Source organism: Shewanella vaxholmensis, assembly GCF_031932135.1.
GTDB classification, from domain to species: Bacteria; Pseudomonadota; Gammaproteobacteria; order Enterobacterales; family Shewanellaceae; genus Shewanella; species Shewanella hafniensis.
Map to the genome: position 1 here is coordinate 278,868 of NZ_JAUOEV010000001.1, position 22,977 is coordinate 301,844.

Genomic DNA, 22,977 nt, shown 5'->3' on the forward strand with positions numbered 1-22,977 from the left:
TGAGATAGCAATAAGCTGCTGTAAAATAATCCGATTATTGCACCAAGTCGTATCAGAGTTGGATCAGAGTTGCACCATATTAATCAGCGCAATCGTGAACCAATAAGCAAAAAAATAGCGACTCATAGAGTCGCCAAGCTAAGGCAAGCAAAAACTCACTGGGTAGGAAGTTAAGTCACAAGATTTGACTTAAAAACCCGCACAACACATGTAGGCGAACTGCACGGGGGATAACAGCTGCAGAGCAGCTAAACACAGGCTTACGGGTAACACTCTTTCATACTCGACTCGAGATTTAAGCTGCAAGGGAGGTAACTCATCACAGTCCGCCCTTGCCCTCTATTTCGAGTTTTTAACCACGCCTTACCACATACATCAGCATAAGGCGTGCTAAGGAGTGATCCACAATCACAATGGATCATCCTAAGCGCTGCTTACTGCTTAAAACTGCTCTTCTTCGGTAGAACCAGTCAGTGCGGTCACTGATGAATGGCCACCTTGAATAACCGTAGTCACTTGGTCGAAATAACCTGTGCCCACTTCCTGTTGATGCGCGACGAAGGTGTAACCTTTCTTCGCTGCTGCAAACTCAACTTCTTGAACTTTTTCAACATAATGCTTCATGCCTTCGCCACGCGCATAGTCGTAAGCGAGGTCGAACATGTTGTACCACATGTTATGAATGCCGGCTAACGTGATGAACTGGTACTTGTAGCCCATGTCTGACAAGGCTTGTTGGAAGCGCGCGATAGTGGCGTCGTCCAGATTTTTCTTCCAATTGAATGAAGGCGAGCAGTTATAAGCAAGCAGTTGATCTGGGTATTGGGCATGAATCGCTTCAGCAAAAATACGCGCTTCTTCTAAATCTGGTTTGGCGGTTTCACACCAAATCAAATCCGCATACGGGGCATAGGCAAGACCGCGAGAAATCGCTTGGTCAAGACCGGCTTTCACACGGTAGAAACCCTCATTGGTACGCTCGCCGGTCACGAAATCACGGTCGTATGGGTCGCAATCTGAAGTTAACAAATCGGCCGCGTTAGCATCGGTACGGGCGATAACCAGTGTATCGACACCGCTCACGTCCGCCGCTAAACGTGCAGCAACCAGTTTTTGAACCGCTTCTTGGGTTGGCACTAATACTTTGCCGCCCATGTGACCACATTTTTTCACTGAAGCTAACTGATCTTCAAAGTGAACGCCGGCAGCGCCCGCGTCGATCATCGACTTCATCAGTTCGAAGGCATTTAATACGCCGCCAAAACCCGCTTCTGCGTCAGCAATGATTGGCAGGAAGTAATCAACAAATTTTTCATCTTCTGGATTAACGCCATTGCCCCACTGAATTTGGTCAGCACGACGGAAAGAGTTATTGATACGTGATACCACAGCCGGCACTGAGTTCGCTGGGTATAAAGATTGATCTGGGTACATAGTGCCGGCTAAGTTAGCATCGGCAGCCACTTGCCAACCAGAAAGGTAAATCGCTTCGATACCCGCTTTCGCCTGTTGTACCGCTTGACCGCCCGTTAACGCACCGAGCGAATTCACGTAGCCTTTTTTAGCGCCGCCGTTAACCAGTTCCCATAACTTAGCCGCACCACGCTTAGCGATAGTATTCTCAGGCACGATTGAACCGCGAAGTGCAACCACTTCTTCCGCGGTGTAAGGACGACGCACGTTTTTCCAACGTGGGTTTTCTGCCCAATCTCTCTTGATTGCATCAATCTGCTCTTGACGTGAAGTCTGAGTCGTTGCCTTAGTCATAGTGTCGCTCCTTTCTCTTTGATGTTGTAGCTATCATGAAACTGCCCCCCAGTTTCACTCTGCTAAATTGTTTGGTTGGCGGTAGCCCCGCCACAGCTAAATCTGATTGATATAAAACGGTTCAAGCAAATGGGTTCATCCTAGGCAGTCAGCATTTCGTAACCGGGTAAGGTTAAGAAATCGACCAGCTCGTCGGAGGTGGTAATGTCTTCGAGCAATACCGCCGCTTGGGTGAATTTGCCATGGGTGAATCTGTCGCTACCCACTTCTTTTTTCACGTTCGACAGCTCTTCAACCAACATGTCTTTAAAGAGTTGCTTGGTCACGAGTTTGCCGTTTGACAGCGACTTACCGTGTTGGATCCATTGCCAAATTGAGGCTCTAGAAATCTCAGCCGTAGCCGCATCTTCCATTAAGCCGTAAATGGGTACGCAACCGTTGCCGCTGATCCACGCCTCTAAATACTGCAGTGCGATTCGAATATTCAGACGCATCCCTTGTTCAGTGCGCTCACCGTCGCAGGTTTTAAGCAGTTCGCTAGCCAGGATTGGCGCATCTACATCACGGGTAATATGTAATTGATTACAGTGATCTTGACCTATGTATTCGTTGAAAATACCCATAGCGGTATCGGCAAGACCAGGGTGTGCCACCCAAGTGCCATCGTGGCCGTTACGCGCCTCGAGCTCTTTATCTCGACGGACTCGTTGCAATACCGCTTCGTTCTGAACCGGATCTTTAGCTGGAATAAAGGCCGCCATGCCGCCCATCGCTAACGCACCGCGTTTGTGGCAGGTCTTAATCAAGAGTCTTGAATAAGCACTTAAGAAAGGCGTATCCATAGTGACGGCTTGGCGATCCGGTAAAACACGGTCGCTATGACGCTTTAATGTTTTGATATAGCTGAAGATGTAATCCCAGCGACCACAGTTCAGCGCGACGATATTGGAACGCAGCTCGTAGAGGATTTCGTCCATTTCGAACACGGCCGGTAACGTCTCGATCAGGCAAGTACATTTAATCGTGCCCGCTTGCAGACAAAACCTTTCCTCAACAAAAGCAAATACTTTTGCCCACCAGCGCGCTTCAACATGACTTTCTAACTTAGGAATATAAAAGTATGGACCACTGCCCTTGGCCAAAAGTTGGCGATAGCTGTGGTAGAAATACAGTGCGAAATCAAACAGTGAGCCAGGAATCGCTTTGCCGTTAAACTGCACGTGTTTTTCTTTAAGGTGCAGACCACGAACGCGGCAAATAAGCACCGCCGGATTTGGTCCTAATTTGTAGTGCTTACCTGTGTCCGGTGCTGTGTACTCAATATCACCACGCACGGCATCACGTAGATTGATTTGACCTTCGACGACTTTTTCCCAGCTTGGTGCTAAAGAGTCTTCGAAATCGGCCATAAACACTTTGGCATTGGCGTTGAGTGCGTTAATCACCATCTTACGTTCAACGGGACCTGTGATTTCCACGCGGCGGTCAAGCAAGTCATCGGGAATACCGCGAATTTGCCATGCACCATCACGAATAGCGCGGGTTTCAGGCAGAAAGTCGGGTAATGAGCCTTTATCGATACGCGCTTGCCTATCTTTACGTTTAGCGAGTAAGGCGGGTACTTCGTCGGCAAATTCACGACAAAGGGATTCGAGTAAGGCGACAGCCCCTTCGGTAAAGATGACTTCTTGGCCTGGAATGTCACGACCCACAATATTAAGCGTGGCGTTTGCTGTAGCTTTACCCAGTGTCGAATTCAATTGCTGTTCACTCAAAGTGTGTTCCGTCATCTTGATGCCCTCCCAAGAGGCTCCACTATCACAGGCTTAACGCTGACATATAAAGCAGTAGCATCCCCAATCACAGCTGCTTATAAACTCACCAAAAAACCATCAAATGTTTGTTTCGAACTAAAACTTACCGACAAACGTTTGTATTTGCAACAGTCCAAGATTGACAAAAATGGGCACTAACCTAAGTAAAAAGCATGCTAAAATTGGTCTGACCAAGTAACAAAAAACAACATAACCTCATGATATAAAATACATTAAACATTTTAATTACATTGGGTAATTTGAGTTAAATGAAACTTGTCAGACAACTTTACCAACCCCCACGCAAAGTAATTATTTACGTAATTAAATAACCAATGGTAAATATATAAATACAGCATTTTTACCCTATTAGACCTAAGTAGAAAATACCCAATGTTTTGAACTAACCTAGAGGGAAGCAAGCTAAATCCATATAAATCATAATGATAACGACTGCCACCATCACCATAAATTTAAACGATCGTTTCATTTTGACGTTTACGTAAACGAAAAAATAACAGAGTCTAGTACAGACTAAGTACAGGGTTGCGTTTCCCGATCAACAAGGTGGGATGTGATGGTTAACTCAAAAAATAAATCACTTTTTTATAAAAAAAATGAAACAAATTTGAAATTACAACGGGATGGAGCGTAAAACAGCCCTTTTATGACGCTTCTCTCTTGCTAGAACCCATTACTGGTTTGCTCAAAAAGATGCTTTGTGCAGCATTTATTGGCAGCACTGCACATTTCGACAATAAATGCTGAAACATTTGTTGCCAACTTAAATGCAAATCATTACTATTCGCGACCTATTTATTTGGGGGAACCATTAATGAAACCATTTCGTTTGTCGCTAACTGCACTCGCCTGCCTTTCTGTTTTATCACAAACCGCACACGCCGAAGTCAACTCGACATCAGCAAATGCTGAAGCCAACGTTGAGCGCATCACGGTTTATGGCAGACAGAACTCAGTAGTGAAGAATTCAGGGCTGGCGACTAAATCCGACATGTCTCTTATGGAAACCCCAGCAGCTGTAGTGATTGTTGACCAAGAGCTGATCGAAACCCAAGGTACAGATAATCTGCAGGACTTGATCCGTAACATCAGTGGCGTAACTCAAGCGGGAAATAACTATGGCATTGGTGACAACATAGTCATCCGTGGTTTAGGCGCAAATTACACCTATGACGGTATGTATGGCGGTGCAGGCCTAGGAAATACCTTCAACCCCACGCGCTCTTTAACCAACGTTGAATCCGTTGAGGTATTAAAAGGCCCAGCGACTGGACTCTATGGCATGGGAAGTGCTGGCGGCGTGATCAATCTGATTGAAAAGAAACCGCAGTTTGAGTCAAAGCATAAGTTCAGCGCCGAAATGGGCCAATGGGACACCTACTCCCTTGCTCTGGATAGCACGGGCGGCCTGAGCGATGATGTCGCCTACCGTTTAGTCGCCAAATCTGGCCGCAGTGATGGGTATCGCGATATCGGTACAGACAGAGACGAAATCTATGGCGCCTTAAAATGGGTATTAAGTGATAGCCAAGATTTAATGCTTTCAGGTGCTTACATAAAAGATGCTATTGCCGTTGATTCAATTGGTCACCCGATTCGGATTTACAATGCAGAATCTGTCGGCGGTAAGAGCGCGGGCGAGGTCACGTGGCAAGATCTGGTCAATGATCCCAATGGTAATGGTCTACAACTCACCGATGCACAGCGTCAGCAGTTAGCGGCCTCGTTGTCGGGCGCTGACGGCTTAACCCCCTATTCGTTTGGTGATGCAGGGCTGATTTCCCCCATGGCGAAGGACAATGAGGGTGAAGAGTTAAGATTTAAACTGACCCATAATATCTATTTCACTGACAATTTGTTCCTCAATCAACAATTGCAGTATCGCGACTACACGTCAGGTTTCGCCCGCCAAACTGGCGCCTATAACTACGTCTATTGGAAGCGTAACATCAAGATTAAAAACGTACCTACCGACGTGATTAACGAAGAGCCTAGATCGCCTTTAGTTGAAAATGGCGTACTTTATCCTTTTGCTGCAAGACGTCAGGAATACCGTAAAGTCGATGCCGACGAGACTTCGTGGCAGTACTTTGCCGATCTACGTTATGACTTCCAAATTGGTAACATAGACAATGAATTATTGGTCAATGCCAACTATGAAGACCGTAATATTCGCTTCCAGCAATATTCTATCTACGATGCCGATCAAATCTTTAAAAACAAGAAAGGTGAAATTACTTATCAAGGCTCCCTGCCTTATATTTATGACATCCGTAATCCTAATTGGGGCACAGGTAAATTTGAGGACTATGACCCACTCAAGACCGCTAACTACGACAAAAAGGTCAGTGCTTGGGGTCTAGGATTACAACACGTGGGATATTTAGGACATGGCTTCACCACGCGTGTAGGCGTTGCCTTTAACGAGATAAAACAAAGTTATGAACACTTAGGTGTCGATGAACGCTATAGTGCAAGTCAAGCTGCTGCGACGCAGGAAGAGGACACTACGGATAACGGCATCACCTATAATCTAGGTTTAACCTATATGCCGACGGACGACTTATCTTTCTTTTTGAACCACTCTAAGGGGCGGACTGCTTACAGTATATTAGGCACTGTGACCGGCAAAAATACTGACCGTGAAGATTCAGAATCGGTAAGCAATGATCTGGGTATGCGCTTTAAAGCCTTTGATGATCAAATGCTCGCATCATTGGTGCTCTTTAAGAGCTCGCGTACCAATGTGCCCTATACGAATGAAGAATATAAAATAGGTGTATCAGGACCAGAAGTACCCGTGTATTTTTACGACGGAAGTGAAGATACCCAAGGGGTTGAACTCGATCTCAATGCCCACTTAAACGACAGCTGGCGTATCAACCTTAACGGCATGTACCAAGATGCAAGGGATAAACAAAATCCAAGTAGTTTAACCTACAATAGCCGTCAAAAAGGCGTGCCTTATGTCACTGCCAGCGCTTGGGTGACCTATGGCGCCGATTGGTTTAGCTTATCAAGCCCAATCGAATTAAGCCTTGGTGCTAAATTTGTAGATGATCGCAGCACGCACTCGAGCTCATTTGGTATTCCAGACGGTTACGTGCCTAGCTATACCGTCGTCGACTCGGCGGTGAGTTACAGCACTGATTCTTGGAAAGTCCAGCTTAATATCAATAATCTATTCAATAAAGACTATTACAGTAAAGCGATGTTCTTAGGCGGTATGCCGGGTGAAGAACGCAACGTCAAACTGCAATACAGCTATAGTTTTTGAACGCTAAATAGTTTTTAAGCGCTAAACAGCAGCGCGAAAGTGGATATGTTTCCAACAAAAAAGAGAGCATTTATGCTCTCTTTTGACATCTAAATCCTTAATCGATAATGGCAAATGATACCCAGCGTATTAACTGACATTCTCCCTATCACCGCGCATAAGGGATTCCAACTCTGCCTTCCCCTTATTCGATAGATTGATTAACGTCGCTAAATCATTTTGATGAGCTGCGCTCGCAATCACCAGTTTCTTATCATGCTCAGCAAAGATTTTTACCCGCTCGTTGGCTTGTACCTGAGATAGACCTAAACCTTGGAGGATCTTCTCGCTGGCCGAAAGCGCTGAACCAAAGGTCTCACGAAAGACATCTGTCACCCCAAGACTCATCAAACGATAAGCATGGTTACGATCCCTTGCCCGCGCGACTATGTGGATATGAGGGAAATGGGTTTTCACTTGCTGGGCGATTTCGATGGAATCCTCAACACTGTCCACGGCCAGCAATAACAAACGCGAGCGCGCGATCCCCGCCGACATCAACATGTCTAAGCGTCTGGCATCACCAAAATAGACCTCACCGCCATATTTGCGAATCACATCCACATGGCTCGCATCCTTATCCAATGCGACAAAAGGGATCCCAGAGGAGGCCAAAATACGCCCGGTTATCTGGCCTACTCGGCCAAAGCCGGCAATCACCACTTCCGATTCAGTGACATTAATTGTATCTGGCAGGCGAGTGTCCACCACCTTGGCCTTAGTTGCGCGAAACAGGGTAAACAATATCGGCGTCACCGCCATAGACAAACCAATCGCCAGCACTAGCACTTGCGCAATTTTATCGCCGACAATGCCAGATAACTGCGCCTGGGATAACAGCACAAAGGCAAATTCACCGCCTTCGGCAAGGATCAACCCCAATGCAATACTCGGTCGCCATTTGTGGTGCCGAATGCGGCCCAGCACCATCAGCACAAACGTTTTAATCAGCAGCATCGCCATTAAAATACCTAAGATAAGTAACGGATCTGATATCAATAATTTCAAATCCATACTCATACCGACCGCCATGAAAAACAGCCCAAGCAACAAGCCTTTAAAGGGTTCGATGTCGGTTTCAAGTTGATGTCGATAACTTGAGTTTGCGAGCATAATACCCGCCAAAAATGCCCCCATACCCGCAGAGAGTCCAAGCCACTCCATTAACTCAGCGCTGCCCATCACTAGCAATAACGCAAAGGCGGTGAGCACTTCACGCACCCCGCTACTTGCGACTAACTTAAGGAGTTTTGGCAGTAAGTATTTGCCCACTAACACAAACCCTACTAGGGCTAGACACGTCCAGTACCAAGGCACGGCATGATGTTCAATCTGCGCCGAATTGGGCGCCAAATATGCCGTCAGCAGCAACATGGGGATAACGGCAAGATCTTGCATCAACAAGACACCAAAGGCATCACGCCCGAGTGGGGTTGTGAGCAACCTATGTTCACTCATTAACTGCACAGCAAAGGCTGTCGATGATAAAGATAGCGCGGCGCCAACCACTAAAGCTGCGTCAACAGACAAGCCAAAGCCCCAAGCCAAACCACCAATCGCAGCCCATGATAACAACAACTGACCACTGCCTAAACCAAAGATAGCACTGCGAAGTTCCCATAATTTACTTGGATTTAATTCGAGTCCCAGCACAAACAACATCAGCACTACACCTAACTCGGCAAAATGCAACACAGCAGCAGGATCAGAAACTAAGGCCATGCCGCCTGGGCCTAAAATGATCCCTGCACCTAGGTAGGAAAGAATCGGGCCGGCGCCAAAACGTTTACCCAAAGGAACAAAAATAACCGCCGCCAATAAAAATAGCAGCACCGACGTGAGTAAACTCGACTGTTCCATGAAGGCTCCAACGGAAAAAGGAATGTGCAGTGTTCCATATAATGGCCCAGCCGCAGCTAGGCAAATTAGCAACTATGATATCCCATTTATTTATTAACAAGGTCAAGGCAATTCATTAAAAATGAGAAATTTTTGGTACGAAAAACACTTAAGCGTGGGGGAAATCAACTGGAGCAACAAAGCAAAGTAAAAGAGCGTTCAGAGACGCCTTAGACTGTTATCGCATTTTAGTGAGTGGCGGCAAAACCCAAAACGAGAAATAAATGAAGGAAGAATAAAAACCAGTAAGGACTTTTGCCAACTCAGGATGAGACTAAATGCTCACTCGGCTTACATTACACCGAGGGCGATGCGATATGACGCCGTAAATCAGTTGCCTGCTTGTCACATTTTAAGATGTCAGAATAGCGTACTACGGCATTGCGGCCATTGGCCTTAGCGGCATAAAGCGCCATGTCGGCTCGGTGAAATAATGGGTCCAAACTCAGATCATCAGCCATTAAACCGCTCACGCCAAAACTCGCCGTAATGACGAACTTATGTCCTGAATGTTGGGTATCAATGGCCTCGATACGGGCTCGGCACTGCTCCGCCACTTCCATGCCTTTCTCTTCATCGGCATAGGGTAATAAAATCGCAAACTCCTCACCGCCGATACGAGCAAAAACATCACCATTTCGGATATGGGATTTAAGGGAATCGACCACCTTTTTAAGCGCCCAATCACCAGTTCCATGGCCAAAAGAATCGTTGATCCGTTTGAAGAAATCCAAATCAAATAAAATGACACAGAAATCCCCACCGCGGGCCGTGGCTTGCACAAAAAGGTTTTCCCCTAACTCTTGCCCTGCACCGCGATTCAAGATGCCTGTTAATGCATCCATTCTCGCCATACGCATAAACTTGCGTTTCTGCATCTGACCTACAGCTAACAAAATCCCGAGGAAGAACAGTCCGCCTACTAGAATAGTGACAAACATCAGCATATTGGTGTATTCGCGCTCTTTTACCGTTTGCTGAGCGACATACAGTTCACGTTCCTTATTCAATAAATTAATCTCACGTGACTGTTCATCAGCATTAAACTTTGCCGCCTGATACGCTAACGTTTTCATTTTCGCTTCATCAAACATCAGCTGATTGTAATACTGCTCTTTTTTAGAGTACTCATAGGCTTGTTCAAACTGTTTATTCTCAGCATTTAAGCCCGCTAACACTTTAAAGACAGTATGTTTTAACTCGGTATAACTAGGATCATTAGGTAATGACGTAACGAACTTGGCATGCTCGACCACCTCAGCAGATTGCTTTAGTGCAAAATACGCTTCGGTTAGCAAAGAATGGACACTATTAATTTCTAGTTGAAAATTAAAAGACTCATATCCCTTTAATGCTTTCAAAAGTAAAGCAACTGCAGCAGAGTATTCTTGCAACCTTAACTTAGACTCACCCATCCCTTTCAATGCAATAAACGAAATCAATGGGAAGCCATTAGACTCACAAAAATCGTGTGTGTACTGGAATTCATCAAACGCCTTAGTAAAGGCCTCTAGCTCTAATTGATAAACTGATAAATACAACTTTGCAGTACAAATATCTTTTACATTATCTGCTGCAGCAAGCGATTCTGCCTTAGCCGCGTAGGTTCCCACCTCTTCTTTTATACCCATTGCAGAGTACAAACTGGCTAAACGTAGATATGCAGCACGTTTGATATCTATATTATCTATTCGATCTATTAGCCCTAGGCTTTTGCTCATTACAACAAAAGCGTCTTTAAAGTTCCGTAGGGCGATGTACGCAGTTGCCTCATAGCTATAGGCAGAAAATAAATAATCGCTATTTTGAACTAAATTTTCAGATTGAATTAAATTATCTAGGGCTTCTTGATATTGACCTGCATAAATAAATGAAGTCCCTTTAAATACCAATAAGCGCCCTTGTTGAAAGCGCGTCATATGCTCGAAATCAGCTTCAAGTTCATGGAGCTTAGTGATTGCACTTTGCATATCGGTATGTTGTAGCTGCTCCAGATCAGCTAATACCTCATCAAAATTGATAGTTGCAGCCATTAAGGGCATACAAAATATGCCCGAACATAACCACAAAAAAGCGCGCAGGAGTTTCAATTACTCACCATTACCATGGGAAATAACTAAGTAGGCTTTACAATCATCATCCCCACTCAAGCTTTTCAGTTTTTCCATGTCTCCCGACATGACGGCTGCAATTTCTTCATCAGTTAACCCATGGGCACGCATTACGGCCTCAGGGTCCTGTTGATACGCTTGCATCAACTGTGCATTTTGGCCTAACTGAGTAAAAAAATCGGATAATGCAGACATACTTTTTCCTTATTTTAATGATGACTTCCGAATTCAACTCAGAAGTACGACTCTCGCAATTAGCCTAAATCTTCAGGCCTAATACCTAATTTGGTTAAAATAGCATAGTTGTATTCGAGTTTTTTTGCTGGCGGGATCAGTAACGTACTGATGGGAGACAAGTTTGCCTCGGGCAGCTTACTCAACGGCAAATACTCAATTCTAGGGGCTTGAATGGGTAAATTAGCAGCCTCGTAGATCACCACTTGATGATCCAGTGGATACCATTGATGCAGTTGTTCAACCAAAATCTGCAGCCTATCACTCGTAGTATGAAACTGAGTTAAGGTATGTTCGCCAGCAATAGCAATTTGCCATAACAACAAATGAGTTGTCGGATCGGGCGCATGATTAAAGAACATAAACTGACTGGCTTCAAAACTTTGATGCCCAGAGTTACCGGGGTCGATACCTAAATCTGCCCATAAACACGCCTCGGCCGATATCCCAGGCTCCATCTTTGCAGCAAACCCCTCTGCCCTCGCCTGCTTAATCGCTAAGTGAGACACGCAAGCAAACACACCTGGGTGACCATAAAGCGCACAAACTGTTTTTTTTCCTGCTCTAACGGCGTCCAAAATAGCACTCACCATCTGCTCATAGGTCTCACGGCGATTTTTCACTTCGCCATCTTGAGCATAAAACGGCTGCAAATTGATGACATTAGGATTAATAGTCTGGATCCAACGCTGCGAAAAACCATCGGGCAGGAGTGAAAACACCACATCGGCGTGCTCAATATAACTGCGGCTCATTACACTGATTTGTCCGGCCAGCTGTAAACCCGTGCCTACGCAAACTAAAGAACCCAAAGCATCTATCCCAATATTTTATTTCAAACACTGCGAACTCATAACTAAAGCCACAGCACAAGAACATAATAAAAACATATCGGTAACTTTAATCTGATTTACGCAAGATTACTATGGTTAACGCCACATAAACGGTTTATCGACTTACCGACTAATCGCTTGGCTTTAAAGAAGAAATCTGGCTCCCATTTCCTTTTGTCCAATCCTGTCAGCAGTAAAGCAGTACGGTTCAGAGGCTGAAAAAGCACACCCACAGCAGCCAAGTGACTTACAGTAATAAATATCCTTAAAGATTGAGAACTAAAGCCAACATCGCGGGTCGAAAAGTCACACAATTCGATCTATGACGGCAGCAAAGCCCGATTGCCCTTGTCATGAGGGGGAATGCTTGGGTATTATGGCCGCCAGATTTTCAGAAGTAGCGCATACAATGATCAATAAAAAGCAAAGTCTTACCCTGCTGAGCGCTGTGGCGCTCTCTGTTTCGCTCAGTGCTTGTAGTGTGTTCGATTGGTTGATTTATAAGCCCGACATCCCACAGGGTAACTACATGGAACCGCAACAAGTTGAAAAGTTGCGCATTGACATGACCAAAGAACAAGCCGAATACATTCTCGGCCGACCGGTATTACGCGATAGTTTTGCCGACGATACTTGGTACTACGTCTATCACTACAAGAGTGGACGCGATGCCAGCATTACGCATAAAGAACTCATTTTGCACTTTACGGGTGATAAACTCACCGCAGTGAATGGCGATTATGAGCTAAGCAAAGAATTTGATACGCCGCTCGAGCAGAGCAGTTTACCTACGGGTAATAAAACTGAGCTAGTGCCACAAATTCCTGCACAGCGTCCAGATGCCAAACCTTTAGTAAAAGAAAACCAAACAGAAGCGCAAGTTCAAAAACCAATTAAGTAATATCCTAAACTTTGCTTATGCTCTTCTCAGTCAATGAAATACAAAAAAGCGCCCAAGGGCGCTTTTTCATTGAGTAATGATGGCAAACTGATATAAGTCTTAATACCAATCGTATTAAGCTCGTCCACCCGTCACTTTATTCGCTCGGCCTTCATCTTTAGCTTTATCCGCACGGCGGCGACGCACATCCTTAGGATCAGCAATCAAAGGACGATAAATCTCAACCCTTTGGCCTGGTAAAATCACTTGGTCATGTTTGACCACATTACTAAACACACCGAGCTTAACCGTCTCTAAATCGATTTCAGGGAAAAAGCTCAATATGTTACTTAAACGCACCACCTCTATCGCTGACGTGCCAGGATTCACATTCACCGAAATCACTTTTTGCTGTGTAGGTAAGGCGTAAACCACATCAACTACAAACTTATCTGTCTCATTTGTCACTGTAAATTACCTTAGCGCGACTCGTAAATGCCGTCACCATTGATACCATAAGATCATTAAACACTTTACCAAAGGCCATATCGGCTAACGAGCTTGAAAACTCAAAACTCAGCTCGAATTCTACCTTGCAGGCTTCTTCAGTCAGCTCAGTAAAACGCCACTGCCCCAATAAATGCTTAAAGGGTCCATTTTCCAATGTTAAATCAATACTCTTACCAGGAACCACTTGGTTGCGAGTCGTAAAGGTCTTACGGATCCCCGCTTTACTCACATCCACAGATGCCAGCATAGTTTTGCCGTCAAATTCTAAGACTTTGCCACCCACACAACCGGGTAAAAACTCTTTATACGACTCGACATCATTCACTAAGTCATACATTTGCATCGCACTAAAACGGACTAACACACTTCGAGAAATTTGCGGCATAGGACTTAGCACTCTTAACTAACGACTTCACAGCGACCTTAGCAAACTCAAACGCACGAAAAGAACGCACACGTGATGAACAACTTAGGCAAGCAATCAAAATTTGCACGGATTTTATCACGATACGTAAAAAACGCACCCCTTGTGCACTTAAGCTGATACTCAACCCCTTAATGGCGTTCAAAAAACCAGCAACAACACGATAGAGGCTTGAAATTAACTAAATAAAACCTTATATCAATACCAAATTGAATCACCGTGCGTATAATGGCGCCACTATGGTAAAGAAAAATTCAAGCAAAGCCGCGCCTGCGACTATCGCACGTAATAAGCGCGCAACCTTCGAATACCGTTTCGAAGAGAAAATGGAAGCCGGCCTATCCCTAATGGGATGGGAAGTTAAATCTATCCGTATGGGTAAGGTCAACTTGTCCGACTGTTACGTATTCCTGAAAAATGGCGAAGCCTTTATGCATGGCTGCACCATTATTCCCTTGAATACGGCATCGACACACGTTGTCTGCGATCCCCTGCGCTTGAAAAAGCTGCTACTCAGCCGTAAAGAGCTCGATAAGCTGGCAGGCTTAGTCGAGCGTCAAGGCTACTCCATCATTCCTATTTCTATGTACTGGCGTAAAGGTGCATGGGTGAAAGTGGAGATTGGCCTAGGTAAAGGTAAGAAAGATCACGATAAGCGCGAAGATACTAAAGCGCGTGAATGGGAAGTTGAAAAAGCCCGCGTGATGAAAAAAGAAAAAACGCACGGATAATGAACAAACGATTGAACTTGAAGCAAATGATGCTAGGTAATCATTATGCTACGGGTTACAATCAAATTCTTGGGGGCGATTCTGGATTCGACAGGATTCACGAAACCCTGGGAGCATGCCGAGGGGCGGTTGGCCTCGTAAAAAGCCGCAAAGTTATAGTTGCAAACGACGATAACTACGCTCTAGCAGCTTAGGCTAGCTAGCCATCTGACACAGGTCTCTCAAATGGGCAGTGTATACAGATGGTCATCTTACATTTGATAGCGAGGGAACTCCGTCCGGGGGTGAACCGCGAAATAGTACCGGACTCGCCCGATGAAATCCTGTCTTTCGGAGTTTATTCGGGTTAATTAAAAGAGAGACTAAGCATGTAGTGCCTTGGATGTAGGTGTTCTGGACGCGGGTTCAAGTCCCGCCGCCTCCACCAATTTTACCAGAAGGGCTTAACCGCAAGGTTAAGCCCTTTTTGTTTGCTCTGCTCATGGAACGCAATTTGAGATTTTATTTCCACAATTAAGCTTTGCTAGCTCGGATGGTTTGAGATTTTCTAGCTTGGGTAGTTTGAGAATGAGATATATAACTCAGATCACCTGCTTGGACTTGACCATCTAAGACATACGTATTGCTGCTAACGATTGGCTCCGCCATCACTAAAACCTATGAAAACGGCAAAAATCAGTACGAGAAGAGTAATACAGCAAGTGCGATTGAAATCGAAATAGAAATTAAACCAATGATTAAATGTATATATCTAGATAGGAATTTGTTTTCAATCGCTTCTTCAGGGCAATTGATTGGAACACATAAACTGATCTTGTCACCGATTTGAGGTCCAAACCGAGTGTAAGCTTGTTCGTCATAATTAATCAGAGTTCCTCTTGTATAACGTTTTCCTTGCCAAAAATATTCTACAACCGGATTAATGAAAATTTGTTGGTACCTGAAGTGCTCATGTTCTGGGCTGTATCTGGTATTTTCATCCAGTGAAATAATAGTCCCTTCAACGATATCGTATGTTAAAAATTGATCCTCTCTAAATCTCAATATTCCACCAATCCCGATGAGGCCAAGGGTAAATGAGAACCAAGAGAATAAAATATGTCCTCCTATATCCTCAAAGACAAATGCAGCGATGATCACGGAAGGAATAGACAAGATAAAAACCAAAAACAGCATCAATCGCTTCATACAACACCCAAAAAACAATTCAAAAAGGCCGAATCATACTAAAACGCTAACTGACGGTGAAACGATAAACATGATTAACTTTACACCGCTACACAAACTCCTATAAAAAATTAACGCTTCTTACCGCCCAGAGCGCGCTTTTTGGCACGTTGTTTTTGGGCCGCTTTGCCGTTACGCCTTGGTTCGGTGTCCATTTTATTAAAGTCGGGTTCAAAGCCGGGTAACCATTGTTGTGGTAAACGCTTGTCCAATACAACTTCGACTTCTTCCAGTAATAGGGCGTCCTCTTGGCTAAAAAGGGTGATGGCAAGCCCTGCACTGCCCGCTCGGCCTGTGCGGCCAATACGATGAATATAATCCTGCGCGATAAAAGGCAGCTCAAAGTTAATCACATACTTGAGCTCAACGATATCTAGGCCTCGGGCAGCAACATCCGTGGCCACTAGCACTTGGATCTTGCCTTGTTTAAATTCCTGCAAGACTTTCTCGCGCGCACCTTGGGATAAGTCACCGTGAAACGCCTGAGTACTAATATCGGCTTTATTGAGTTGCTGAACCAGTTTGTCGACGCCTTGCTTAGTGCGGCTAAAAATCAGCACTTGGTGCCAGTTTTTACTGCGCACCAGATGGCTGACGAGTTCGGTTTTCCGGTCGGCATCGACGGCATAAACCACTTGCTCAATTTCGGCAGCGGTCGTGTTGCGCTTGGCTACTTCAATCAACTTGGGATCGTGCAGTAAGGTTTTACTTAAGCTAAAGATGGCGGCATCTAAGGTGGCAGAAAATAATAACGTTTGTCTGTCACTCGGCACTTGCTTGAGCACGGCTTGAATTTCATCCATAAAGCCCATGTCGAGCATACGGTCGGCTTCATCAAACACAAGCACGCTCAATTGCTTAAGACTCAATGCGCCTTGCCTGAGGTGATCGAGTAAGCGACCCGGTGTTGCGATTAACACATCTATCCCTGCATTAAACACGGCAACCTGCGCATCGATACTCACGCCGCCGTAGGCGATGCCGATACGGATATCGGTCCCTTTAGCGTACTTAACAAAACTCTGCTGTACCTGCACCGCCAGTTCACGTGTCGGCACTAAGACTAATGCACGTACAGGTCTCACCGCCGTTAACTCTTGCAAAGGGCTGAGTGCCAACAAATGATGCAAGATTGGCAAGGCGAATGCTGCGGTTTTGCCTGTGCCCGTATGGGCGCCAGCCATCACATCCCGTTTCGCCAAGATGGTAGGGATCGCTTCTAGCTGGATAGGCGTTGGCGACTCATAGCCAAGACTCGCTAAGGTATTCACTAATGTGGAGTTTAAGGATAAGACACTAAAAGACATTGCGGTTAACCACTGAAAATAATGACCAGAATTTTAGCAGACACAAACCCAAGCGACTAGCGCCATAGCGCTAGCCCTGTGGTTCTATCGGATGAAACTAAATCAATTTCACGATAGTCAGCCTTACCATAAGTCAGTCTCGCAATACGCCAGCATCACGATAGAAATGCGTCGAGATCTTCTGGTAGTTGCGGACGACTAAAGAGATAACCTTGGGCTTGATCACACTGATTTTGTTGCAGAAAATCGGCTTGTTCTTTGGTTTCCACTCCTTCGGCGATAATGTCGAGCTTCAACGCATGTCCAAGCGCAATCACAGCCTTAGCAATCGCGGTATTGTTAGTGTCGAAGGGAATATCCCGCACGAAGGATTGATCAATCTTCAGCTTATGGATGGGTAGTTTTTTCAAATAATTCAGCGATGAATAACCGGTTCCAAAGTCATCAACAGATAATTCGATGCCCAGATCGCCCAGTAACTTTAAGTCACGGATAGCAAGATCGGGATTTTGCATCATCACACTTTCGGTCACTTCAAGCTCTAAGTGTTTGGCGGGCAAGCCCGTTTCAGCTAAGACACGTTTTACATCATCCACAAAGGAACTACGCTGTAACTGTTGTCCGGCCACGTTCACTGCAATGCGGCCAAAGTGTTTACCTTCACTAAGCCAACGCATGCCCTGACGACAGGCGGTTTCTAACACCCATAAACCTATCTCATGGATAAGACCAATTTTTTCTGCCACGGGTATAAATACCGCGGGAGAAATCAAACCCAGTTGAGGATCGTGCCAACGCAGCAGCGCTTCAAATCCCACGGTTTTTCGAGACACTAAGTCGAGTTTTGGCTGGTACATCAAGTACAAGGCATTTTGCTCAATCGCACCATAGAGGGCACTTTGCAGCTTAAGATGTTCAAAAGATTGCTGCGTTAAGGACTCAGTATAAAAAGCATAATTATTGCGGCCATCATTTTTTGCACGATACATGGCCGCATCGGCGTTACGCAGTAGAGTGTCCGCATCGGTTCCATCATTTGGATACAAAGACACGCCCATGCTCGCGGTCAAACGCAAGTGGTCGCCTGTGCTCACAATAAAGGGTTGTTCAAATACTTGGCGTAATTGATTAATGGCAACCGTGGCATCTTCGTTATTATCGATCCCCGAAATTAACGCCACAAACTCATCGCCACCAATCCGTGACAACACATCCTGATCGCCTACTTGGCTGCGTAAACGCTTGGCAAGCTCGACCAGCATTTCATCACCTATGCTATGGCCAAAACTGTCGTTGATATGCTTAAACAAATCGACATCTATCATCACAGTCGCTAACTGCAAATTCAGCCGCTTAGCTTGCCGTACTTCTTGTTTGAGCTGCATCATAAACTTCATGCGATTAGGCAAATGCGTTAGCGGGTCGAAATACGCTAAGTGCGTGAGTTGCGCTTCATTCTCTTTTTGGGCAGAAATATCGGCAAACACAGCGACAAAATAACGCACATCACCGACTTCGTCATAAATCGTACTTATGGTGATATTTTGCGGGAAAATAGTGCCATTTTTACGCCGATTCCAGATTTCACCATTCCACTTACCGTTTGCCAACAAGGCATTCCACAGTTTGTCGAAGAATGCTTTATCATGGCGACCCGAGCTAAAAATCCGTGGATTCTGACCGATCAGCTCATCCCTTACATAACCTGTGATCTCAAAAAAGGCGCCGTTAACGTCGGTAATATTGCCGTGCCTGTCGGTCACAACCACACCTTCGACCGAGTTTTTAAACACATTGGTCGCCAGTGTCAGTTGTTCTTCAACCGCTTTATGCTTAGAAATATTGCGAGTCATCCCGATAACGCCCACAAACTCACCTTGGGGATTTAAGGTTGGGAGTTTGAGCGTTTCTAACCAAAGATGATTTTTAGTTTCATTGCCATCTAAACACTCAGCGACAATAATTGGCATACCAGACTCGATAGCGAGCCTATCACCCTCTAGAAAAATATTCGCAATTTCAGCACCAAAGAGTTCGACATCGGATTTACCGACAATCTCACTTCGGGGCATTTCCCATGCTTTCTCGACGCTGCGATTACAGAGTGTGTAAATGCCAGCGGCGTTTTTCATCCAAATATGTTCTTCAAAACTATCGATAAAGGTTTGTAAATCGACCGCATCGACACAGCTTGGCGCACCTCGGCTTAATGCTTCAGCCGCACTGTGTTGGCTCAATATCTCGCCTAACTGGCGTTGAATGCTATCGCTGATAAGCTTTGCCAGCTGCAGCGTTTTCGAATCTACGCCGAGCGCCTCGTTGTGATAAAAACATAAAAAGCCAAAATTTGCCCCAGATGGCCAAGCGAGGGATAAACAAATCACGCTGCCGATCGCGCTACAAGTGCGCCAATCTGAGTGCTGCCGAGTATCTATGATCAATTGGGACTGACTGACCAGCTCAGTTAACTCTGACACAGATAATAACGAGGTGATTTGATGGTGACCTAATCGCGGCAATACCGAAATCGGCTCGGTTGGGCTGACCAACTGTTCTTGGACTAATTGGGCATCAACGGAAGTTTCAACAGCATCTGAAGGACTGGAAGTGAGTTCTGATGTCGTCGTTTTTGATGGAGTGGCTTTTGATGGAGTGGCTTTGGACTGTGTAGCGGTTGATGACGTATTAGCTGATAATGTTGCGATAGGCAGGGTTTTCGCCGAATGATTGCCACTTAACTGACAGAGTATTGCCTGTATTTCGCTTTCAGCCGCAGAATCTGAACTTAACATACTGCTAAGTTCACCCGCAGCATTCCATGCTATTAATATTGCTTTACTGTTTGATATCTCGGCGACTAAGTTTACGTCCCTCAACCAGTTATCCAGCTCTTGCTGCGAAATAGGTACATCTATCATCATCTTGCCAACTAATACTTAGTTACTACTCAATCGACCCACGGCGAGAATACCGTAAGACCCCAAACGCATGCTCACATTAGCCCCAGAGGGAAAGCATTAACCAAGGGGTAAAACTTCATAAAATTTTACGTTTAATATCAATCCACTACATTTAAATTGGCGTTAATCTTAAATCGCAAACCGTCCTCATCATAACCACCTTTTAAGGCTGGAGAGGTCAAACCATCAAGGTTAGAGGGATGTTTCTAGCCGACTCTTTCTAGCCTACTCAACGTGTCTTAACACAGTTAAGTGCCGTGACATTGCCTTTGCTACTTTAGCACAAAATTTTCGAGTCAGTATTGGGATAAGTTTATTGCGTAACAATTAGTTAGACTTAACCGATTAAGCCTGACCGCAGTGCTACAGCACTTTGTGAGCAGCAGATAACTATCCCTAAAGACATAAATCAGCAATAACAGAGTTTTGATTGACAAAAATGCTATCTTATTGTCTACAATGGAAATAATAAGGCTGAAAAACCAAGGATATTTATGCCCACTGACGTCGTATCAAGCCAAGCCACCCTACTCGACAGTAAACAACTGTATCGCATTTGCGAACTCGACCAATTAAGCACAGATTGCCAATCGACAGCAGAACTCACACCTCTCAATGATATTGTCGGCCAAGAACGTGCCCAGCAAGCGGTAGAGTTTGCGATGGGGATTAAAGAAAAGGGCTATAACATTTACGCCATCGGCCAGAACGGTCTAGGCAAACGGACCATGATGCTGCGTTATTTAAGCCGTCACAAGCCAAGCGATCACACGCTATACGACTGGTGCTACGTGGTTAATTTCGATGATACTCGCTGCCCTAAAGTGCTTAAACTCGCTGCTGGTACTGGGCTTGAATTCAAAAAAGCCGTCGAAAAGTTGATGCTTAAACTTGTCAAAGCTATGCCTTTAGCCTTTGATAATGAAATGTATTATGCCCGCACCGAAAAGCTAAAAAGCCAGTTGGCACAGAAGCAAGAAGTCGCACTCACTGAATTAACCGAAGAAGCAAAACAAAAGGGCATCAGCCTCAGTTTGACCATGCAGGGCGACTATCAAATGTTAGCCCTCAATGGTGAAGAGCCCCACGACGAAGCCTCATTCGAAGCCTTGACCGATGCTGAACGCAGCCAATTTGAAAGCAATATCAATGGCCTAGAAGTGAAACTGCGCGGGATTATTCGCCAAATCACAGAATGGGAAGAAGAATTTAGCGACAAGCAGCAAGAGCATGACGAGCAAGTCGCCAAAGAAGTGTTAATCCATTTTATTAAGCCACTTAAAGATAAGTTCAAGCACCAGCCAGAAGCGCGCACTTTCTTAACCGGTATGCAGGCGGATATCTTAGATAATCTGGATATTTTCTTAGAAGAAAGCGAAGAACAATTGGGCCTAGCCTATGCTTCCCTAGAAAAGAAAATGCCCCGCCGCTACCAAGTTAACGTTTTGGTCGGCCAAGGCACTCAAAAATTCCCCATAGTCGTCGAAGAAAGCCCGAGTTATCACAGCCTATTTGGCTATGTGGAGAACGCCACATTTAGAGGCACAGTGTTCACCGACTTCTCACTTATCCGTCCCGGCAGCCTGCACAAGGCGAATGGCGGCGTGTTATTGATGGATGCCGTTAAAGTATTAGAGCGCCCTTATGTGTGGGACGGACTAAAGCGCGCCCTGCGTTCACGCAAACTGGATTTAAGCTCACTCGAACGGGAAGTGTCTCTATCGGGTACGATTTCCTTGGCGCCCGAGCCTATCCCCTTAGATGTGAAAATTATTCTTTTTGGCGATCATGAAACCTATCAGCTGTTACAGCACTATGATCCTGATTTTAGTGAGTTATTCCGCGTTACCGCCGATTTTGAAGATGTGATGGACAGAACCGCCGCCTCTGAGGCGCACTATGCCCGCTTTATTTCGAGCATAGTCCACGACAACAACATGCTGCACTGCGATCGCGCCGCAATAGCGCGCATCATCGAATACAGCTCGCGGGAAGCCGAAGATCAACAAAAACTGTCGCTACACTCGGCCAATATTGCCAACCTACTGCGGGAATCAAACTACTGCGCTAAATCGGCAGGCAGTCAGCAAATTTTAGTGCCGCACGTTGAGCAAGCACTGCGAAATCAAGAACAAAGAGTCTCGCGTCTGCATGACAATATAATGCAGAGCTTTACCAACGGCACCACCTTGATCAGCACTCAAGGCAAAGTGGTTGGGCAAATCAATGCCTTATCCGTCATCTCGACCTCAGATCATCAGTTTGGTATGCCCAATCGCATCACAGCAACCACTGCGTTTGGTAAGGGTGAAGTGATGGATATCGAGCACAGAGTCAAACTTGGAGGCCGGATCCATTCTAAGGGCGTGTTGATCTTAACCGCTTATTTAGCATCAGTTTTAGGTAAGACGGCGCAAATCCCGCTCACCACTTACCTCACCTTTGAGCAATCATACAGCGGTGTGGACGGTGACAGCGCATCGATGGCCGAATGCTGCGCCATTATCTCAGCGATTAGCGAGCAAGCAATTAGGCAAGATATTGCCATCACAGGTTCGATGAACCAATTTGGTGAGGCTCAACCCATTGGCGGCGTGAATGAAAAAATTGAAGGCTTCTTCGATGTTTGTAAAATAAAAGGCCGTACGCCGGAGCAAGGGGTGATTATTCCGGCCTCGAACATGGCCAACCTTATGCTGCGCAAAGACATTGTCGATGCAGTGGCACAGGGCGAATTCCATATTTGGGCTATTACCCATGTGACTCAAGCAATGGAATTACTGCTCGGTAAAACCGCAGGAAGTTTGCCGCAAACGGCCACACCTAGCCAAGGGCAATATTCTCCCGAGAGCATTTTCGGCATCGCTCAGCAAAAACTCACCGCACTCAGATCCTTAGTTAAAACGGATTAAATAAAAGGCACGAGATAAAATAAACGAAAAG

15 protein-coding genes and 1 other RNA gene are annotated in these 22,977 nt (G+C 45.4%); 5 read left to right on the forward strand and 11 right to left on the reverse strand.

Translation table 11 applies throughout. The features are described from left to right. Positions 1-441 precede the first annotated feature (441 nt). Both aceA and aceB read right to left on the reverse strand, forming a co-directional pair. Positions 442-1,767, reverse strand: coding sequence for an isocitrate lyase (gene aceA, locus Q4Q46_RS01080; protein WP_012588215.1), 1,326 nt, complete (start codon positions 1,765-1,767; stop codon positions 442-444). 140 nt (positions 1,768-1,907) lie between these two features. Then, entirely contained in the window at positions 1,908-3,557 is a 1,650-nt protein-coding gene (gene aceB, locus Q4Q46_RS01085) for a malate synthase A (RefSeq protein ID WP_311905013.1), read from the reverse strand. Positions 3,558-4,416: 859 nt separating this feature from the next. On the opposite strand from aceB, the gene Q4Q46_RS01090 reads away from it, so the two are divergent. Further along, entirely contained in the window at positions 4,417-6,879 is a 2,463-nt protein-coding gene (locus Q4Q46_RS01090; RefSeq protein ID WP_311905014.1) for a TonB-dependent receptor, read from the forward strand. Positions 6,880-7,008: 129 nt separating this feature from the next. Here the strand turns inward: Q4Q46_RS01090 and Q4Q46_RS01095 are convergent, their stop codons facing one another. The 4 genes from Q4Q46_RS01095 to Q4Q46_RS01110 form a co-directional block, all read right to left on the reverse strand. Further along, on the reverse strand, positions 7,009-8,778 hold the full coding sequence (locus Q4Q46_RS01095; protein WP_006080839.1) for a monovalent cation:proton antiporter-2 (CPA2) family protein: 1,770 nt from the start codon (positions 8,776-8,778) through the stop codon (positions 7,009-7,011). 335 nt (positions 8,779-9,113) lie between these two features. Continuing rightward, complete coding sequence (locus tag Q4Q46_RS01100) at positions 9,114-10,859, reverse strand: GGDEF domain-containing protein (protein WP_311905015.1); 1,746 nt, start codon at positions 10,857-10,859, stop codon at positions 9,114-9,116. Between the two features lie 48 nt (positions 10,860-10,907). Further along, positions 10,908-11,123 carry a hypothetical protein gene (locus Q4Q46_RS01105; RefSeq protein ID WP_226058796.1) on the reverse strand — a complete coding sequence of 72 codons (216 nt, stop codon included), beginning with the start codon at positions 11,121-11,123 and terminating at the stop codon, positions 10,908-10,910. 59 nt (positions 11,124-11,182) lie between these two features. Next, positions 11,183-11,974: an SAM-dependent methyltransferase gene (locus Q4Q46_RS01110; protein WP_311905016.1), complete on the reverse strand. Its 792-nt coding sequence runs from the start codon at positions 11,972-11,974 to the stop codon at positions 11,183-11,185. A 430-nt stretch (positions 11,975-12,404) separates the two neighbouring features. Here Q4Q46_RS01110 and Q4Q46_RS01115 point away from each other — a divergent pair, with 430 nt between their 5' ends. After that, complete coding sequence (locus Q4Q46_RS01115) at positions 12,405-12,896, forward strand: outer membrane protein assembly factor BamE (protein ID WP_006080835.1); 492 nt, start codon at positions 12,405-12,407, stop codon at positions 12,894-12,896. A gap of 114 nt (positions 12,897-13,010) precedes the next feature. On the opposite strand, the gene Q4Q46_RS01120 is transcribed toward Q4Q46_RS01115, so the two are convergent. Together Q4Q46_RS01120 and Q4Q46_RS01125 are read right to left on the reverse strand one after the other, a co-directional pair. Next, entirely contained in the window at positions 13,011-13,343 is a 333-nt protein-coding gene (locus Q4Q46_RS01120) for an RnfH family protein (RefSeq protein WP_311905017.1), read from the reverse strand. Next, positions 13,333-13,770 carry a type II toxin-antitoxin system RatA family toxin gene (locus Q4Q46_RS01125; RefSeq protein ID WP_028760728.1) on the reverse strand — a complete coding sequence of 146 codons (438 nt, stop codon included), beginning with the start codon at positions 13,768-13,770 and terminating at the stop codon, positions 13,333-13,335. The genes Q4Q46_RS01120 and Q4Q46_RS01125 overlap by 11 nt, the downstream gene beginning before the upstream one ends. Positions 13,771-14,048: 278 nt before the next feature. On the opposite strand from Q4Q46_RS01125, the gene smpB reads away from it, so the two are divergent. Both smpB and ssrA read left to right on the forward strand, forming a co-directional pair. Then, positions 14,049-14,540, forward strand: coding sequence for an SsrA-binding protein SmpB (gene smpB / locus Q4Q46_RS01130; RefSeq protein WP_006080832.1), 492 nt, complete (start codon positions 14,049-14,051; stop codon positions 14,538-14,540). Positions 14,541-14,611: 71 nt separating this feature from the next. Next, positions 14,612-14,967: a transfer-messenger RNA gene (gene ssrA, locus Q4Q46_RS01135) on the forward strand. 248 nt (positions 14,968-15,215) lie between these two features. Here ssrA and Q4Q46_RS01140 read toward each other — a convergent pair. The 3 genes from Q4Q46_RS01140 to Q4Q46_RS01150 form a co-directional block, all read right to left on the reverse strand. Next, on the reverse strand, positions 15,216-15,728 hold the full coding sequence (locus tag Q4Q46_RS01140) for a hypothetical protein (RefSeq protein ID WP_014620650.1): 513 nt from the start codon (positions 15,726-15,728) through the stop codon (positions 15,216-15,218). 110 nt (positions 15,729-15,838) lie between these two features. Beyond that, complete coding sequence (locus Q4Q46_RS01145) at positions 15,839-17,074, reverse strand: DEAD/DEAH box helicase (protein ID WP_311905018.1); 1,236 nt, start codon at positions 17,072-17,074, stop codon at positions 15,839-15,841. A gap of 155 nt (positions 17,075-17,229) precedes the next feature. Next, positions 17,230-19,995, reverse strand: coding sequence for an EAL domain-containing protein (locus Q4Q46_RS01150; RefSeq protein ID WP_311905019.1), 2,766 nt, complete (start codon positions 19,993-19,995; stop codon positions 17,230-17,232). A 533-nt stretch (positions 19,996-20,528) separates the two neighbouring features. On the opposite strand from Q4Q46_RS01150, the gene Q4Q46_RS01155 reads away from it, so the two are divergent. Then, on the forward strand, positions 20,529-22,946 hold the full coding sequence (locus Q4Q46_RS01155) for a Lon protease family protein (RefSeq protein WP_311905020.1): 2,418 nt from the start codon (positions 20,529-20,531) through the stop codon (positions 22,944-22,946). The last annotated feature ends 31 nt before the right edge of the window (positions 22,947-22,977 follow it).

Bases quoted from the DNA above. Each gene is read 5' to 3' on its own strand.
- Q4Q46_RS01140 (WP_014620650.1), bottom strand. From the start codon at position 15,728: ATGAAGCGATTGATGCTGTTTTTGGTTTTTATCTTGTCTATTCCTTCC.
- Q4Q46_RS01145 (WP_311905018.1), bottom strand. From the start codon at position 17,074: ATGTCTTTTAGTGTCTTATCCTTAAACTCCACATTAGTGAATACCTTA.
- Q4Q46_RS01115 (WP_006080835.1), top strand. From the start codon at position 12,405: ATGATCAATAAAAAGCAAAGTCTTACCCTGCTGAGCGCTGTGGCGCTC.
- Q4Q46_RS01100 (WP_311905015.1), bottom strand. From the start codon at position 10,859: ATGCCCTTAATGGCTGCAACTATCAATTTTGATGAGGTATTAGCTGAT.
- Q4Q46_RS01105 (WP_226058796.1), bottom strand. From the start codon at position 11,123: ATGTCTGCATTATCCGATTTTTTTACTCAGTTAGGCCAAAATGCACAG.
- Q4Q46_RS01155 (WP_311905020.1), top strand. From the start codon at position 20,529: ATGCCCACTGACGTCGTATCAAGCCAAGCCACCCTACTCGACAGTAAA.
- smpB (WP_006080832.1), top strand. From the start codon at position 14,049: ATGGTAAAGAAAAATTCAAGCAAAGCCGCGCCTGCGACTATCGCACGT.
- Q4Q46_RS01090 (WP_311905014.1), top strand. From the start codon at position 4,417: ATGAAACCATTTCGTTTGTCGCTAACTGCACTCGCCTGCCTTTCTGTT.
- aceA (WP_012588215.1), bottom strand. From the start codon at position 1,767: ATGACTAAGGCAACGACTCAGACTTCACGTCAAGAGCAGATTGATGCA.
- Q4Q46_RS01150 (WP_311905019.1), bottom strand. From the start codon at position 19,995: ATGATGATAGATGTACCTATTTCGCAGCAAGAGCTGGATAACTGGTTG.
- Q4Q46_RS01125 (WP_028760728.1), bottom strand. From the start codon at position 13,770: ATGCCGCAAATTTCTCGAAGTGTGTTAGTCCGTTTTAGTGCGATGCAA.
- Q4Q46_RS01095 (WP_006080839.1), bottom strand. From the start codon at position 8,778: ATGGAACAGTCGAGTTTACTCACGTCGGTGCTGCTATTTTTATTGGCG.
- aceB (WP_311905013.1), bottom strand. From the start codon at position 3,557: ATGACGGAACACACTTTGAGTGAACAGCAATTGAATTCGACACTGGGT.